Raw genomic sequence first — 16,161 nt, 5'->3', positions numbered from 1 at the left:
GGCGTGCACACATGGGCATGAGCGTGATCATCTCCGAGGCGACCGAACAGGACGCCGAGCAGATCTTCAAGCTGCAGTACCTGTGCTTCCAGAGCGAGGCCGCGCTGTACGGCAACTACCGCATCGACCCGCTCGTCCAGTCCCTCGACTCCGTCCGCCGGGAGGTCGCCGACGACTGCGTCGTCGTGGCCCGGCTCGGCGACGAGGTGGTCGGCTCGGTGCACGGCACGGTCACCGAGGACGGCGCCGCCGCGATCGGCAAGCTCTGCGTCCACCCCCGCCTCCAGGGCCACGGCATCGGCGCCCGCCTGCTGCGCGCGGCCGAGTCCGCCCTCGTGGAACAGCGCGGCGCCCGCAAGTTCCGCCTCAGCACCGGCCACCGCAGCGAGAGCAGCCTGCGCCTGTACCGCCGCGTCGGCTACGAGAAGGTGGGCACCGCCGAGGGCGCGGACGGCATCCCGATGGTCGTCCTGGAGAAGCAGGCCGAGGCGTACGTCCAGACCGCCTGAGCCGGCGGATCGTCAAGCAGGCCGCGGGCCGCGCGCCTTGCGCAGCCACACCAGCGCGGAGACCGGCAGGAGCACGGGGATGAACAGGTAACCCATCCCGAAGTCCGACCACACGGTCGCGTCCGGGAACGCGGACGGCTCCACCAGCGTCCACAGGCCGACGGTCACCACACCCACCAGCTCGGCGGCGCAGCACACCAGCGCCGCCCTGCGGGCCCGCTCCCCGCCGCGCACCAGGGTGTAGGTGATGAAGCCGTACACCACCCCCGCCACCGCCGACAGCGTGTAGGCGAGCGGCGCCCGGTCGAACTCGGTGGCGATCTGGTACGCGGAGCGCGACACCGCGCCGACGACCATCACGCCGTACAGCCAGACGAGCAGCGTCCCGGGCCCGCTCGCCAGCCGCCGCTTCTCCTCGGCCGCGCTCACCTCAGCCTCCCCAGATGTCATAGAGCCGCACCTCGAGCACGGCGAGCACGACACCGCCGGCGGCCACGGTCACCGAACCCCACTTGGAGCGCTCGGCCAGCGACATGAACCCGGCGGCCGGCACGCACGCGAACGCGCCCAGCAGATACGCCACGAAGATCGTCGTCCCCTGCTCCGGCTGCTCGCCCCGCGCCAGCCGCACGACGCCGACCACCAGCTGGACCAGGGTCAGCAGCGTCACCACGGCCATCCCGATGAAGTGCCAGTCCTTCGTCGGCTGGTCACGGTAGGCGGCCCAGCCGCACCACGCGGCGAGCAGCAGGGCGGCGACCCCGGTCACCAGCGTCAGGGCATCAAGCATGCAGCGACCTTATTACGACGCATCGGACACCCCGCTCCCGCCCCCGGCCCGGCGCGGAAGCGGCGGACCGGGGCGTGGCCTTGGCCACACCCGCCCCGTCGGCGCGCTCGGCCCTGACCCCGCCCCGCGGGCCCGCCGGTCCCGTCCGCGCTGGTCACGGGCGGGGGAGCGGCAACCGGCGGGCGGGAGGGACGTACGCCGGCCGCCGTCCCAGCACTGTCCACTATGCGGACGGCGATGACCGGTCAGCCGCGCGAGTCTGCTTTACTGACCGCATGACCACGACGAGCTGCCGCACCCTTGCGACCGAGGCGACCATGACGCCCGGTGCTCGTTGTCTGTGTCCGCGTCGAATGTGCGCCTTCTAGAGGGCCCCTGCACCATCCGCGCCTCGCGCCCCGAAGCGAGTGCCCGCTCGGATCCGCCGTAGCCCCCGACCTATGGCACCGAGCCGCCCCGCGCACATGTTCTCCCCCGGTTCCCACCACCGCGAGAACCGTGCCGCGTTCCCGACCGCATGCACCCGTGCCCGGGCACACCCACGCCCGCGCACTCGACAGTGACGGAAACCCCAGTGATCACCACATCGGGTCTGACGAAGATCTACCGGGCCGACGGCTCACGAGGCCGCGAGGTCACCGCCCTCGACGGTGTCGACCTGCACGTCCGCGAAGGCGAGGTGTACGGCGTCATCGGCCAGTCCGGCGCCGGCAAGTCCTCGCTCATCCGCTGCGTCAACCTCCTGGAGCGCCCCACCTCCGGCACCGTGATCGTCGACGGGCAGGACCTCACCGCCCTCGCCGGCCGCGGCCCGCGCGCCGGACGGGAACTGCGGCAGGCCCGCAGCCGGATCGGCATGGTCTTCCAGCACTTCAACCTGCTGTCCACCCGGACCGTGCAGGACAACGTCGAACTGCCCCTGGAGATCCTCGGGAAGTCGGGGAAGGAACGCTCCCGCAAGGCGCTGGAACTCCTCGACCTCGTCGGCCTCGCCGACAAGGCCAAGGCCTACCCCGCCCAGCTCTCCGGCGGCCAGAAGCAGCGCGTCGGCATCGCCCGCGCCCTGGCCGGCGACCCCAAGGTGCTGCTCTCCGACGAGGCCACGAGCGCCCTCGACCCGGAGACCACCCGCTCGATCCTGACGCTGCTGCGCGACCTCAACCGGCAGCTCGGCCTGACCGTCCTGCTCATCACCCACGAGATGGACGTCGTGAAGTCGATCTGCGACTCGGCCGCGCTGATGGAGAGGGGACGCCTCGTCGAGTCCGGCACGGTCAGCGAACTGCTCGCCACTCCCGGCTCCCAGCTCGCCGCCGCGCTCTTCCCCGTCGGCGGGGAGGCCTCCGCCGACGACCGCACCGTCCTCGACGTCACCTTCCACGGCGAGGCCGCCACCCAGCCGGTCGTCTCCCAGCTGGCCCGCACCTACAACATCGACATCTCGATCCTCGGCGCCGCCATCGACACCGTCGGCGGTCTCCAGGTCGGCCGGATGCGCATCGAACTGCCCGGCCGCTACGAGGACAACGTCGTGCCGATCGGCTTCCTGCGCGAGCAGGGCCTCCAGATCGACGTCGTCGGTCTCACGGACGACGACAACGCGCCCACGCTGGTGAAGGAAGGTGCCAAGTGACCTGGTCCGAGATGCAGCCCCTGCTGGAGCAGGCCTGTACCGAGACGCTGATCATGGTCGGCTGGTCCACCCTGATCGCGGTCGTCCTCGGCCTGCCGATCGGTGTCCTGCTGGTCCTCACCGACAAGGGCGGACTGCTGCAGAACACCGTGGTGAACAAGGTCATCGGGCAGATTGTGAACGTCGGCCGCTCGATGCCGTTCATCATCCTCATGGTCGCCCTGATGAACTTCACCCGCTGGGTCACCGGCACCACCATCGGCAGCGAGGCCGCGATCGTGCCGCTCGCCATCGGCGGCATCCCGTTCTTCGCCCGGCTCGTCGAGACCGCCGTCCGCGAGGTGGACCACGGGCTGGTCGAGGCCGTGCAGTCGATGGGCGGCAACACCTGGACCATCGTCCGCAAGGTCCTCATCCCCGAGGCCCTGCCCTCCCTGATCGCGTCCACCACCACCACGGTCATCGCCCTCATCGGCTACTCGGCCATGGCCGGCACCGTCGGCGGCGGCGGCCTCGGCGACCTCGCGGTCCGCTACGGCTACCAGCGCTTCGAGACCGGACTGATGTGGATCACCGTGGCGATCCTCGCCGTGGTCATCTCCCTGATCCAGTTCGCCGGCGACTACGCGGCCCGCTCCCTGCACCGCCGCGGCGGCCGCTCCGGCCCCGCCCCCAAGCTCCGCCTGCTGCGGGCGAAGGAGCCGGCGGCGGCCGACATCGGCAAGGTCGCCTGACCCCGCGCCGGACCGCGCGGCCGCCCGGCCCCGCACACACAGACTCCCCGTCCACCCACGACGGGGTCGCACCACCCATAAGGAGAGGCACTTTTCGTGCGTAACACCGCCAAGATCACCACCGCCGTCCTCGCCGCCGGAGCCCTCACCTTCGGGCTCACCGCCTGCGGCTCCTCCGACTCCGGCTCCGGCTCCGACACCGACGGCCCCCTGGTCGTCGCCGCCAGCCCCGTCCCGCACGCCGAGATCCTGAACTACGTCCGGGACAACCTCGCCAAGGACGCGGGCCTGGAGCTGGAGGTCCGCGAGTTCACCGACTATGTGACGCCGAACACGGCCACGGAGGACGGCTCCGTCGACGCCAACTACTTCCAGAACCAGCCGTACCTCGACGACTTCAACAAGAAGAAGGGCACCCACATCGTGCCCGTCGTCACGGTCCACCTGGAGCCGCTGGGCCTGTACTCCCACAAGGTCAAGAGCGCCGACGACCTCAAGAGCGGTGCCACCATCGCCGTCCCCAACGACACCGTGAACGAGGCGCGCGCCCTGAAGCTGCTCGCCGACAACGGCCTGATCACCCTCAAGGACGGCGTGGGCAACGAGGCGACCCCCGCGGACATCACCAAGAACCCCAAGAAGCTCAAGTTCAAGGAGCTGGAGGCGGCCCAGACCCCGCGCTCCCTGGACGACGTGGACGCCGCCGTCGTCAACGGCAACTACGCCATCGAGGCCGACCTCCAGCCCGCGAAGGACGCCCTCGTGCTGGAGTCCCCCAAGGACAACCCGTACGGCAACTTCCTCGCCGTGAAGGAGGGCAACGAGGACGACCCGCGCGTCAAGAAGCTCGCCGAGCTGCTCACCTCCCCCGAGGTCGAGAAGTTCATCGAGGACAAGTACGCCGGCTCGGTCATCGCCTCCTTCTGACCCGCCGAGAGGAGTCTCCCCGTGCGCAAGACCCCTCTCGTCACGGTCGCGGCAGCGGCACTCGCCCTGGGCCTCACCGCCTGCGGCTCCGGCTCCTCCGGGACCGGTGGCGGCGCCGACGACACCCTCGTCGTCGGCGCCACCGCCGTCCCGGCCGGCGAAGTCCTCACCTACATCAAGGACAACCTCGCCGAGGACGCCGGCCTGAAGCTGGAGATCCGCGAGTTCACGGACTACGTCCTGCCGAACACCGCCCTCCAGGAGGGCTCGCTGGACGCCAACCTGTACCAGAACAAGCCCTACCTGGACGACTTCAACCAGGCCAAGGGCACCGACCTGGTGCCGGTCGTGGACGCCTACCTGCCGCCCATGGGCGTCTACTCCAAGACGACCGACGACGTGACCGAGCTGGCCGACGGAGCCACCGTCGCCGTGCCCAACGACACCACCAACGAGGGCCGCGCCCTGCGCCTGCTGGCCTCCGAGGGCGTCATCACGCTCGCGAAGGACGCCGGCACCGACGCGTCCCCCGCCGACATCACCGCCAACCCCAGGCGCCTGAAGTTCAAGGAACTGGATCCCGCCCAGCTGCCCCGCTCCCTCGACGACGTGGCCGCCGCGGTCATCAACAACAACTACGCCCAGGACGCGGGCCTCAGCCCCGCCAAGGACGCCATCCTCCTGGAATCGGCGAAGGACAACCCCTACGCCAACCTCCTCGCGGTCAAACGCGGCAACGAGGACGACCCCCGCGTGAAGACCCTCGCCGGCCTGCTCACCTCACCCGAGGTGCGGCGGTTCATCGAGGACAAGTACCAGGGATCCGTCCTGCCCGTCACCCCCCGCTGACCCGGCACACCGCACCACGAACCCCCTCCTCGCCGGAGGGGGCCCGTGGTGCGGTCCGGTGCTTACATGCTGCATGCTGGGCAGTTCAGCAGGCCCTGACGGTTCAACAGGTTACGGAGCGGCGCCCATGACGAGCACCTTCCCCAACATCTCCATCAGCACGGAGCGGTTGGTCCTGCGCCCCTTCGAAGAGCCCGACACCGACGCCCTCGCCGCGATGATGAACGACGAACTCGTCGTCGCCTGGACCTCCGTACCCCACCCCTACACCGAGGCCCACGCCCGCGCCTGGATCACCGAACTCGCCCCCGCCGAACGCACCCGGGGCCGCGGCATCGTCCTCGCCGTCACCGAGTTCCTCACCCAGCGCCTCGTCGGCATCGTCCACCTGCGCAACACCGACTGGCGGGTCCGCTCCAGCGAGCTCTCCTACGTCATCGCCCCCTGGGCCCGCGGCGAGGGCTACGCCTGTGAAGCCGCCCTCGCCACCGCCCAGTGGCTCTTCAACGACCAGAAGTTCGAACGGCTGGAACTGCGCACGGCCGCCGACAACACCGCCTCCCAGCAGGTCGCCCAGAAGATCGGCTGCATCAGCGAGGGCGTCCTGCGCGGCGCCTGGATAGCGCGCGCCCGCACCGGGAGCGGGACGTGGACCGATGTCCGTACCGACGTCATCGTCTGGAGCCTGCTGCCGGAGGACCTGGCCGGCGTCGCCGACGAACTGGCCGGCAACGGAGGTTTCACCTCCTACTCGGACTGGAACTGAATCCACCGGCGAGGCCGCCCGCCCCGCCTCCGCTCCCACCAGGTACCCTCACGGAGCCTGCCCGACGACCTGCGCAAACCCACGGGAGACTGACGACGATGGCCGACCGGGTCACGGTGATCGGCTGGGACGGCTCTCCGCTGACCGCCGCGGCACGCGCCGCCCTCGGCGCCGCCACCCTGGTGGCAGGTGCCGCCCACCACCTCGCGCTGCCCGAGGTACCGCCCGCCGCCGAGCGCGTCCGCCTCGGCAGTGTCGCCCTCGCCGCCCGCCGCATCGCCGCCCACCGCGGCACGGCCGTCGTGCTCGCCGACGGCGACCCCGGCTTCTTCGGCGTCGTCCGCACCCTGCGCGCCCCCGAGTTCGGCCTCGAGGTCGAAGTCGTCCCCGCGGTCTCCTCGGTCGCCGCCGCCTTCGCCCGCGCCGGCATGCCCTGGGACGACGCCCACGTGGTCGTCGCCCACCCCCGCACCCTGCGCCGCGCGGTGAACGTGTGCCGGGCCCACACCAAGGTGGCGGTCCTCACCGCCCCCGGCGCCGGCCCCGCCGAACTCGGCCTGCTCCTGGACGGCGTCCACCGCACCTTCGTCATCTGCGAGGAACTCGGCACCGAGCGCGAACAGGTCACCGTCGTCACCTCCGACAAGGCCCCCGACCACACCTGGCGCGACCCGAACGTCGTCATCGTCATCGGCGGACCCGCCGGCGCCGGCGAGGGCGGCGGCTGGATCGCCGGCCGCGACCCGGCGGCCGGACCGCGCGGCTGGACCCTCCCCGCCGACGCCTACGACACCCCGCTCGGCGAAGGCGAGACCGAACCGCTGCGCGCCGCCCAACTCGCCCGGCTCGGCCCTCGCCTCGGCGACCTGGTGTGGGACATCGGCTCCGGCTCCGGCGCCTTCGCCGTCGAGGCCGCCCGGGCCGGCGCCGCCGTCATCGCCGTCGACCGGGACCCCGCCGCCTGCGCCCGCGCCGAGACCGCCGCCCGGCGCTTCGGCGTCCAGCTGCACGTCGTCCACGGCACCGCCCCGCACGTCCTGGAGAACCTGCCCGAACCGGACGTCGTCCGGGTCGGCGGCGGGGGAGCCGCCGTGGTCTCCGCGGTCGCCGACCGCCGCCCGCAGCGCATCGTCACCCACGCCGCCACCCGTGACGCGGCCGAACTCGTCGGCCGTGATCTGACCGAGCACGGCTACCGCGTCCAGTGCGCCCTGCTGCAGTCCGTGGAACTCGACACCCGGCACTGGTCGGAGACGGAGCGGAGCGTCGCGTTCCTGCTCAGCGGGGTCCTCCCGGACCGCGCCCAGTGATCCTGTTGTCGTACCGGCGCGGTAGGCTGGCCGATCGCTGCACCGCACCCGGACGTCCGGCGCCCCGTCGGTCAATGTCCGGTGGACACGCCCGCTTTGGGGTGTGTGCGGTACGGCACACACCGGACACCGCGCAACGTGGCGCAGTCCACAGCGGGCCGTCGCGGATCGAGCTGTCCTGACGGCGGAACGACCGCGACAATGCCACTGAATGGCTTTGTCGCCTTTTCCGGGCGGTCGTTCGTGCCGCTGGGCACGCACGCTCGTTCTTCACTACGGGCGGTCGGTGCGCCGTTCCGGGTGAGCTGGTCGTAGAAGCATCAACCGATGGGCGAGGGGTACGCATGACCGACACCGGCCAGGTCCCGGGCGAGGGGCTGCCGGAGAACGCAGGCACGGTGGAGCAGCCGGGCGTTCCCGCACCCGGCGCGTACACCTACCTCTCCGAGACACCCGCCGAGGACGAAGACCTGCTGCTGCCCGGCGCCCAGGGCGCCTGGGGCAACGAGGTGCCACCGCCCACCCCGGAACCGGTCGTCGAGGCGGTCCACGAGCCCGGCCCGCACGAGCTGGGCGGCCGCGACAGCGGTTCGGTCGACCTGACCGGCGTACGGCTGCCGAACCCGACGGTGCCCACGGCCCCGACGACGCCGATCCCGCCGATCACCCCGCGCCGCCCGCTGCACCTGGGCCCGCCGATCCCCGACACCTCCGCCAGCCCGGTCCGCTCCCTCGCCGACCGCGGTCCCGCGGGCGTGCCGGTCCGTCAGCCCGGCCAGCCGGCCGCCGGCCCCGAGTACCTCGACGTCCCGCGCGAGGCGGTCCCGCAGGGCGCCGCACCGTGGAGCGCGCAGGCCGCGGCTCCGGCCCCGGCCGCCGCCCCGGCCCAGGTCGTCACCGAGGCCATGCCTGCCGAAACGGTTGTCCCGGTCGCGCCCCAGCCCCACCCGGAACCCGAGCCGGAGCCCACGGACGCGGCCCAGGCCGCGGTCGCCCGCCTGACGACCCAGGCGGCGTCGTCGATGGCGGGCGCGCAGACGGGCGCGCAGGGCGAGCCGGAGCAGGTGCCGGGGGAGGAGACGCAGGCCGCCGAGGGCGCCGAGGCCGCTGTCGCGCCGGTCGCCGAGGCCGCGCAGGTGCCTGCCGACGGGACGGTTCCCGCTGACGCCGCTCAGGTGCCCGCCGAGGTGCCGGTCGCGGCCGATGCCGGGCAGGACGCTGCCGCGGCGCCGGTCGCGGGTGACGGTGGTGACGCTGACGGCGGCGACGCCGCTGAGGTGCCCGCCGCGACGCCTGCCGCCGACGAGGCGGCCCAGGCTTCCCCCGCCGTGCCGGCCGCCGCCGAGGCTCCGGCCGTGGCGCAGGCCGCCCCCGTCGAGGGTCCCGCGCAGCCGCAGCCCGCCGAGCCCGTGCAGGGCCCGGTCGCCGTACCGGCGCCGGAGCCCGAGCCCGTCCAGGGCCCGGCCGCCGTACCGGCGCCGGAGCCCGAGGCCGTCCAGGCCCCGCCCGTCGCCTCGCAGGAGATTCCCGCGCCCGAGATGCCGCAGGCGCCGACGGCCCCCGAGCAGATCGCCGAGGCGGTCGCCCCGGAGTCCTCAAAGGCCGCGCAGGCACCCGAGGCGCCGGCCCCCGCCGCCGACCAGTCCCCGCAGGCACCCGAGGCGCCGGCCCCCGCCGCCGACCAGTCCCCGCAGGCACCGCAGCCGGCCGCCGCCGTCGCGCCGGAGGCGGCCCAGGCCCCCGAGCCCGTCGCGGCGGCAGAGGTACCGCAGGCGGCCGCGCCGGTCGCGCAGCCGGTCGCACCCGAGGCCCCGCACACCCCCGAGGCGACGGCGCCCGAGATGGCCCAGGCGGCGCCCGACGCCGTCGTGGCCGAAGCCGCGGCTGCCGAGGCACCCCAGGCGCCCGAGGCTGCCGCGGCCCAGGCACCGCAGGTCCCCGAAGCCGCCGCGGCCGGAGCATCCGGGCCCGCCGAGGCCGTCGAGCCCGTCGCTCCCGAAGCGGTCCCGTCCCCCGAGCCGGCCGCGGCGGAGGCGGTCCAGGCGCCGCAGGCTCCCGAGCCCGCGGCCCCCGAGGCCCCCCAGGCGCCCGAAGCCGTCGTGCCTGCCCCCACCCCGGAGGCGGCCCTCACGGAACCCACGGCGGACGCCTCGCCGACCTCCCAGCCCGCGGAGCCGGCCGACGCCACCGCACAGCCGCACCCGCAGCCCACGGAGGCCGCCCAGCCGCAGCCGATCGCGGACCAGCAGCCCGCCGAGCAGCCTGTGGAGCAGCCCGCCCCGCCCCACGCGGCGGCCCCCGAGCCGACCCCGGACGCCCAGCCGCAGCCCGAGCCCGAGGCACACCCACACCCGGAGACCGAGCCGCAGCCCGAGGCCGCGGTCACCGACGTACAGGACACCTCGGAGCCCACCGGCCCCCTCGCAGCCCCGGCGCGCACCCCGGCCTCCGAGGCGGCCGCCCCCGCGGACGCTGCCGCCCCCGCCCCGGCGCCCCAGGCCACCGAGCCCGCCGCCGGGCAGCCGGTCGGCCGGTTCGTGCCGGTGGAGGGCATGGTCCCGTCGACCCCTGACCTGGCCCCGACCCCGCCGCAGGCCGCCCCCGCGGCCGAGGACGCCCCGCACCCGGACGCCGCCCCGCAGCAGCAGCCGGAAGCCGCCGTCACGGTCCCCGCCCCGCGCGAGGCCGAGCCGGAGACCGTCGCCGCCGCCGGGGCGAGCGCGGAGGCGGACCCGGACGTCGCCCTCGTCCAGCAGGCCGACGACCTGGACACCCGGGGCGCCGGCCAGGAAGACCGCGCACATCAGGAACACCCGGAAGCCCACGAAGAAGAAGGCACGGCCACCGTGGCAGAAGCACGACAGTCCACCGGCCCGGCCGCGCCCGCCTACGACGACGCCGAGCGCGAGGCCGTCCTCAAGGTCATGCGCGAGCGCCGCGACATCCGCAACGGCTTCCGCAGCGACCCCATCCCGCACGAGGTGCTGCTCCGCGTCCTGGAGGCCGCCCACCACGCGCCGTCGGTCGGGCACTCCCAGCCGTGGGACTTTGTCGTCATCCGCTCGGCGGACACCCGTCGCGCGATGCACGAACTGGCGATGCGCCAGCGCGAGGCGTACGCGAAGTCGCTGCCCAAGGGCCGCGCCAAGCAGTTCAAGGAACTGAAGATCGAGGCGATCCTCGACACCCCGGTGAACATCGTCGTCACCGCGGACCCGACCCGCGGCGGCCGCCACACCCTCGGCCGCCACACCCAGCCGCAGATGGCGCCGTACTCCGCCGCCCTCGCGGTGGAGAACCTGTGGCTCGCCGCCCGCGCGGAGGGCCTCGGCGTCGGCTGGGTCAGCTTCTTCGACGAGCGCGAGATGGTCCGCGCCCTCGGCCTGCCCGAGCACCTGGAGGTCATCGCCTACCTCTGCGTCGGGTACGTCGACGAGTTCCCGGACGAGCCCGAGCTGATGCAGGCCGGCTGGTCCAAGCGCCGCCCGCTGTCCTGGGTGGTCCACGAGGAGACGTACGGGCGCCGCGCCCTGCCCGGTGAGGAGCCGCACGACCTGCTCGCCGAGACCGTCGCGCAGATCCGCCCGCTGGACGCCAAGGCGCTCGGCGAGGCCTGGGAGCGGCAGAAGCGGATGACCAAGCCGGCGGGCGCGCTCGGCATGCTGGAGATCATCTCCGCGCAGCTGTCCGGCCTGTCCCGGCAGTGCCCGCCGCCGATCCCGGAGCCCGCGGCCGTCGCGATCTTCGCCGGCGACCACGGGGTGCACGCCCAGGGCGTCACCCCCTGGCCGCAGGAGGTCACCGCCCAGATGGTGGCCAACTTCCTCGGCGGGGGAGCGGTCTGCAACGCGTTCGCCAACCAGGTCGGCGCCGAGGTGTGCGTCGTCGACGTCGGTGTCGCCGCCGACCTCCCGGCCACCCCGGGCCTGCTGCCGCGCAAGATCCGTCCGGGCACCGCCGACATGACCACCGGTCCGGCGATGACCCGCGAGGAGGCCAAGCAGGCCATCGAGGTCGGCATCGAGACCGCCCGTGACCTGGTCGCGGCCGGCAACAAGGCGCTGCTGACCGGCGAGATGGGCATCGCCAACACCACCGCGTCCGCGGCCCTGATCTCCGTCTTCACGGGCGCCGACCCGGCCGAGGTGACCGGCCGCGGCACCGGCATCAACGACGAGACGCTGGCCCGCAAGACCGAGGTGGTGCGCCGCACCCTCGAAGTCCACCAGCCGGACCCGGCCGACCCGATCGGCGTCCTCGCCGCGATCGGCGGCCTGGAGCACGCCGCCATGGTCGGCCTGCTCCTCGGCGGTGCCTCCCTGCGCACACCGGTGATCCTGGACGGCGTCAGCGCCGGCGCCGCCGCCCTGGTGGCCCGCGCCATCGCCCCCGAGGTGCTGGCCGCCTGCATCGCGGGCCACCGCAGCGCGGAGCCCGGCCACGTGGCCGCGCTCAACAAGCTGGGCCTGCGCCCCCTGATCGACCTCGACCTGCGCCTCGGCGAGGGCACCGGCGCCCTGCTCGCCCTCCCGATGGTCCAGAGCACGGCCAGGGCGATGCACGAGGTGGCGACGTTCGACTCGGCGGGCGTCACCGAGAAGTAGCCGCGCTGCACGGGGCGGTCCGCTGTTCAGCCATCGGACCGCCCCTGCCGCCTGCCCCCTCAGCACTCTAAAATCCGCACGTCAGGGCCGCTCCGACGCCGAAGCGCCCCTCGCCTGCCCCGCCTGCCCCCACGAGGAGCCGTCCCCTCATGGCCGAACACCCCGCCTACCCCGTAGGCCTCCGCCTCACCGGCCGCCGGGTCGTCGTCCTCGGCGGCGGCCAGGTGGCCCAGCGCCGCCTGCCCGCCCTCATCGCGGCGGGCGCGGACATCCACCTGATCTCCCCGCGGGCCACGCCCTCCGTCGAGGCGATGGCGGACGCGGGCGAGATCACCTGGACCAGGCGCCCCTACCAGGACGGCGACCTCGCCGACGCCTGGTACGCCCTGATCGCCACCAGCGACACCGAGGCGAACCGCGCCGCCTCCGCCGAGGCGGAGCGCCACCGCGTGTGGTGCGTCCGCTCCGACGACGCCGACGCGGCCACCGCGTGGACCCCGGCGACGGGCCACAGCGAGGGCGTCACGGTCGCGGTCCTCACCACCGACACCAAGTCCCGCGACCCCCGCCACACCGCCGCCATCCGCGACGCGGTCGTCGAGGGCCTGCGCGACGGCACCCTGGTCGCCCCGCACCACCGCACCCGCACCCCCGGCGTCGCCCTGGTCGGCGGCGGCCCCGGCGACCCGGACCTGATCACGGTCCGCGGCCGCCGCCTCCTCGCCGAGGCCGATGTCGTCATCGCCGACCGCCTCGGTCCGCGCGACCTGCTCGCCGAGCTGCCGCCGCACGTCGAGGTGATCGACGCCGCGAAGATCCCGTACGGCCGTTACATGGCCCAGGAGGCCATCAACAACGCCCTGATCGAACACGCCAAGCAGGGCAAGTCGGTCGTACGGCTGAAGGGCGGCGACCCCTACGTCTTCGGCCGGGGCATGGAGGAGCTGCAAGCCCTCGCGGACGCGGGCATCGCGTGCACCGTCGTCCCCGGCATCTCCAGCTCGATCTCGGTCCCCGGCGCGGCCGGCATCCCGGTCACCCACCGGGGCGTCGCCCACGAGTTCACCGTGGTCAGCGGCCATGTCGCGCCGGACGACGAGCGCTCCCTGGTCGACTGGCCGTCGCTCGCCAAGCTCACCGGCACGCTGGTGATCCTCATGGGCGTCGACAAGATCGGCAAGATCGCCGAGACCCTGATCGCGCACGGCAAGTCCCCGGACACCCCGGTCGCCCTGGTCCAGGAGGGCACGACGGCCGCCCAGCGCCGCGTCGACGCCACCCTGGCCACGGTCGCCGAGACGGTCCGCACCCAGGAGGTCAAGCCGCCGGCGGTCATCGTCATCGGCGACGTCGTCGAGGTCGGCCCCCGAAGCACGCCCCCGAGCACACCGCAGCGCACGCCCCAGCACACACCGCGGCGCACGCCCGGAAGCACGGCCTAGCCTGCCGTGACCCCGCGGGGTCACGGCACCCGCTCCGAGCCGTTCGGAACCACCCCCAGAGCAAGGCAAGGCACTATCACCCCGTGGCCGATCTCATCACCGTCGAGGACCCCGACGACCCGCGCCTGCACGACTACACCAACCTGACCGACGTCGAGCTGCGCCGCAGGCGCGAACCCGCCGAGGGCCTGTTCATCGCCGAGGGCGAGAAGGTCATCCGGCGGGCCAGGGACGCCGGGTACGAGATGCGGTCGATGCTGCTGTCCCCGAAGTGGGTCGACGTCATGCGCGACGTCATCGACGAACTCCCGGCCCCGGTCTACGTGGTCGGCCCCGAGCTGGCCGAACGCGTCACCGGCTACCACGTGCACCGGGGCGCGCTGGCCTCCATGCGGCGCAAGCCGCTGCCGGCCGCGGCCGGCCTGCTGCGGACCGCCCGCCGGGTGGTGGTCATGGAGGGGGTCAACGACCACACCAACATCGGCGCCATCTTCCGCTCGGCGGCGGCCCTCGGCATGGACGCGGTGCTGCTCTCCCCGGACTGCGCCGACCCCCTCTACCGCCGCAGCGTCAAGGTCTCCATGGGCGCCGTCTTCTCCGTCCCGTACGCCCGTCTGGAACCCTGGCCGCAGAGCCTGGAGTCGGTCCGCGAGGCCGGCTTCACGCTGCTCGCCCTCACCCCCGACGAGAAGGCCGGGACCCTCGACGAGGCGGCTCCGCACCGCATGGACCGGGTCGCCCTGATGCTCGGCGCCGAGGGCGACGGTCTGACCCCCCGCGCCCTGGCCGCCGCCGACGAACGGGTCCGCATCCCCATGTCCCACGGCGTGGACTCGCTCAACGTGGGCGCCGCGGCGGCCGTCGCGTTCTACGCCGTGACAGCGGGCCGCCCGCAGCGGTGACACCCGCCGGGACGGCGACGTACGACACTTCTCACGGACCCGCCCGGCGTGCGGCCGTGTCTAGTCGCGCGGCAGCTCGATCGTGGACACGAACCGCTCGGACATCAGCTCGCCCTGGGCCGGCGGACGGTAGCCGGTCTCGACCTGCTCCCGGCGGACGTCGCCCCCGGCGCCGCCACCCGGCTCGCCGCCGAGTCCGCGCGCCGGACCCTGGCAGCCCTGCACCAGGGCGATGCCCAGGGCCACCAGCAGCGTCACGACGACGAACACGAACAGCCGCTGGCGCAGCAGCCGCGGATTCGCCGGCCGCCGCCCGGTCCCGGTCCGCGGCCCCGGCCGCCCGGCACCACCGCGCGAGCCCGGACGGCTGCGGCCACCGGGCCGGGTGCCGCCGCGCGGAACGGGGGTGTTGCGGGGCACCGGCGTGTTCCTCGGCGACGAGGCGTTCCTGGCCGGGGTGTCCCTGGGCACCGGGGTGTCGCGCGGTACGGGCGTGTTCCGCGCGACCGGGGTCGGCCGCGCGCCGGGCCGCGACGAGGGCCCCGTGCCGCGGGGAGCACCGCCGCCCCGCGACGGCACCGACCCGCGCGACGAAGCGCCACCCCGCACCGGCGCCTGACCACGTGCCGCGCCCGCACCGCGGGGCACCGGTGTGCCGGGCGTGCTCGACGGGCCCTGCGGACGCCGGACGGACTGGCCGCGCTGCTGGTCGGGATAGGTGTCCGCGAGCCGCCCGGTGGGCCGGTCCGCCTCCCCGGCGCGCGGCGCGGGCGGCCGCCCGTCGAGCAGGCCCTGGGCCTCGCGGGCGGCGATCTCCTTCAGCCGCAGTGACAGGTCCAGGGTGCTGGGCCGCTCCTCGGGGTCCTTCGCCAGACAGGCCCGCACCAGCGGGGCCAGCGCGTCCGGCACGCCGTGCAGCTGCGGCTCCTCGTGGACCACGCGGTACAGCATCACCTCGGAACTGCCGTGCCCGAACGGCGAGTCGCCGGTGGAGGCGTACGCGAGCGTGGCACCGAGCGAGAACACGTCCGTGGCCGGGGTGACGGCGGCGCCGCGCACCTGCTCCGGAGCGAGGAAGCCGGGCGAGCCGACCGCCGTGCCGACGTGCGTCAGCGTGGAGGCCCCGGTCGCCCAGGCGATGCCGAAGTCGATGATCCGCGGCCCCTTCGGGGACAGCAGGATGTTGGACGGCTTGAGGTCCCGGTGCACGACTCCCGCCTCGTGCACGGCGACCAGCCCCTCCGAGAGGGCGGCCCCGATGGCGGCGACCTCGGCGGCGCCGAGCGGCCCCTCGTCGGCGACCTTGTCGTGCAGCGACGGGCCGGGCACGTACTGGGTGGCGAACCAGGGCCGCTCCGCCTCCAGGTCCGCCGCCACGAGCCGGGCCGTGCAACCGCCGCGGATCCGGCGGGCGGCCGACACCTCGCGGGCGAACCGCGACCGGAACTCCTGGTCCTCCGCCAGGTCGGGCCGGATCACCTTGAGGGCGACCCGCTGCCCCTTCTTGTCGGAGCCCAGGTAGACAACACCCATCCCGCCCGCGCCGAGCCGTCGGTGAAGCTTGAACGAGCCGACGACGCGCGGGTCCTCGCGCCTCAGGCGCATCATCGCCATGTTCATCCCCGCTGCCCGGTCCGTGTGACGTGCCACAGCTTACGTTTCCCCGGCCGCCTGCGCGCAGAGGCCGCGCCCTCT

At 74.1% G+C, this 16,161-nt stretch carries 13 protein-coding genes; 10 read left to right on the top strand and 3 right to left on the bottom strand.

The window, feature by feature from the left end:
- Positions 1 to 11 precede the first annotated feature (11 nt).
- The gene (locus G7Z13_RS06205) at positions 12 to 509 is read left to right on the top strand and encodes an N-acetyltransferase (protein ID WP_165996823.1); all 498 of its coding nucleotides are present in this window, start codon (positions 12 to 14) and stop codon (positions 507 to 509) included.
- A gap of 12 nt (positions 510 to 521) precedes the next feature.
- Here G7Z13_RS06205 and G7Z13_RS06200 read toward each other — a convergent pair whose 3' ends face one another.
- Positions 522 to 959: a hypothetical protein gene (locus G7Z13_RS06200; RefSeq protein ID WP_165996821.1), complete on the bottom strand. Its 438-nt coding sequence runs from the start codon at positions 957 to 959 to the stop codon at positions 522 to 524.
- Positions 940 to 1,299, bottom strand: a complete 360-nt coding sequence (locus tag G7Z13_RS06195; protein WP_165996819.1) for a hypothetical protein — start codon at positions 1,297 to 1,299, stop codon at positions 940 to 942. Before G7Z13_RS06195 ends, G7Z13_RS06200 begins: the two co-directional genes overlap by 20 nt.
- A 574-nt stretch (positions 1,300 to 1,873) precedes the next feature.
- Between G7Z13_RS06195 and G7Z13_RS06190 the strand changes: the two genes are divergently transcribed.
- The 9 genes from G7Z13_RS06190 (at position 1,874) to G7Z13_RS06150 (ending at position 14,466) form a co-directional block, all read left to right on the top strand.
- Entirely contained in the window at positions 1,874 to 2,932 is a 1,059-nt protein-coding gene (locus tag G7Z13_RS06190) for an ATP-binding cassette domain-containing protein (RefSeq protein ID WP_165996817.1), read from the top strand.
- Positions 2,929 to 3,666, top strand: a complete 738-nt coding sequence (locus G7Z13_RS06185; protein ID WP_165996816.1) for a methionine ABC transporter permease — start codon at positions 2,929 to 2,931, stop codon at positions 3,664 to 3,666. The genes G7Z13_RS06190 and G7Z13_RS06185 overlap by 4 nt, the downstream gene beginning before the upstream one ends.
- Positions 3,667 to 3,762: 96 nt before the next feature.
- A complete protein-coding gene (locus G7Z13_RS06180; RefSeq protein ID WP_165996813.1) occupies positions 3,763 to 4,593 on the top strand; it encodes a MetQ/NlpA family ABC transporter substrate-binding protein in 831 nt (276 codons plus the stop codon).
- A 21-nt stretch (positions 4,594 to 4,614) separates the two neighbouring features.
- Positions 4,615 to 5,442, top strand: a complete 828-nt coding sequence (locus G7Z13_RS06175; RefSeq protein WP_165996811.1) for a MetQ/NlpA family ABC transporter substrate-binding protein — start codon at positions 4,615 to 4,617, stop codon at positions 5,440 to 5,442.
- Positions 5,443 to 5,569: 127 nt separating this feature from the next.
- Complete coding sequence (locus G7Z13_RS06170; protein WP_165996809.1) at positions 5,570 to 6,208, top strand: GNAT family N-acetyltransferase; 639 nt, start codon at positions 5,570 to 5,572, stop codon at positions 6,206 to 6,208.
- Between the two features lie 98 nt (positions 6,209 to 6,306).
- Positions 6,307 to 7,518, top strand: a complete 1,212-nt coding sequence (gene cbiE / locus G7Z13_RS06165; protein WP_165996807.1) for a precorrin-6y C5,15-methyltransferase (decarboxylating) subunit CbiE — start codon at positions 6,307 to 6,309, stop codon at positions 7,516 to 7,518.
- 344 nt (positions 7,519 to 7,862) lie between these two features.
- On the top strand, positions 7,863 to 12,122 hold the full coding sequence (gene cobT / locus G7Z13_RS06160; RefSeq protein WP_165996805.1) for a nicotinate-nucleotide--dimethylbenzimidazole phosphoribosyltransferase: 4,260 nt from the start codon (positions 7,863 to 7,865) through the stop codon (positions 12,120 to 12,122).
- Between the two features lie 149 nt (positions 12,123 to 12,271).
- Positions 12,272 to 13,564, top strand: a complete 1,293-nt coding sequence (gene cobA, locus G7Z13_RS06155; RefSeq protein WP_165996803.1) for a uroporphyrinogen-III C-methyltransferase — start codon at positions 12,272 to 12,274, stop codon at positions 13,562 to 13,564.
- Positions 13,565 to 13,647: 83 nt separating this feature from the next.
- Positions 13,648 to 14,466 (top strand): RNA methyltransferase, encoded by an 819-nt coding sequence (locus tag G7Z13_RS06150; protein ID WP_165996801.1) that lies wholly within the window; start codon positions 13,648 to 13,650, stop codon positions 14,464 to 14,466.
- Positions 14,467 to 14,526: 60 nt separating this feature from the next.
- Here the strand turns inward: G7Z13_RS06150 and G7Z13_RS06145 are convergent, their stop codons facing one another.
- Positions 14,527 to 16,086: a serine/threonine-protein kinase gene (locus tag G7Z13_RS06145; RefSeq protein ID WP_166004689.1), complete on the bottom strand. Its 1,560-nt coding sequence runs from the start codon at positions 16,084 to 16,086 to the stop codon at positions 14,527 to 14,529.
- Positions 16,087 to 16,161 lie beyond the last annotated feature (75 nt).

This window comes from Streptomyces sp. JB150 (assembly GCF_011193355.1).
Classification (GTDB): domain Bacteria; phylum Actinomycetota; class Actinomycetes; order Streptomycetales; family Streptomycetaceae; genus Streptomyces.
This window is presented reverse-complemented; position numbering and strand designations above follow the sequence as displayed.

Bases quoted from the DNA above. Each gene is read 5' to 3' on its own strand.
- G7Z13_RS06200 (WP_165996821.1), bottom strand. From the start codon at position 959: ATGACATCTGGGGAGGCTGAGGTGAGCGCGGCCGAGGAGAAGCGGCGG.
- cobA (WP_165996803.1), top strand. From the start codon at position 12,272: ATGGCCGAACACCCCGCCTACCCCGTAGGCCTCCGCCTCACCGGCCGC.
- cobT (WP_165996805.1), top strand. From the start codon at position 7,863: ATGACCGACACCGGCCAGGTCCCGGGCGAGGGGCTGCCGGAGAACGCA.
- G7Z13_RS06195 (WP_165996819.1), bottom strand. From the start codon at position 1,299: ATGCTTGATGCCCTGACGCTGGTGACCGGGGTCGCCGCCCTGCTGCTC.
- cbiE (WP_165996807.1), top strand. From the start codon at position 6,307: ATGGCCGACCGGGTCACGGTGATCGGCTGGGACGGCTCTCCGCTGACC.
- G7Z13_RS06170 (WP_165996809.1), top strand. From the start codon at position 5,570: ATGACGAGCACCTTCCCCAACATCTCCATCAGCACGGAGCGGTTGGTC.
- G7Z13_RS06205 (WP_165996823.1), top strand. From the start codon at position 12: ATGGGCATGAGCGTGATCATCTCCGAGGCGACCGAACAGGACGCCGAG.
- G7Z13_RS06145 (WP_166004689.1), bottom strand. From the start codon at position 16,086: ATGAACATGGCGATGATGCGCCTGAGGCGCGAGGACCCGCGCGTCGTC.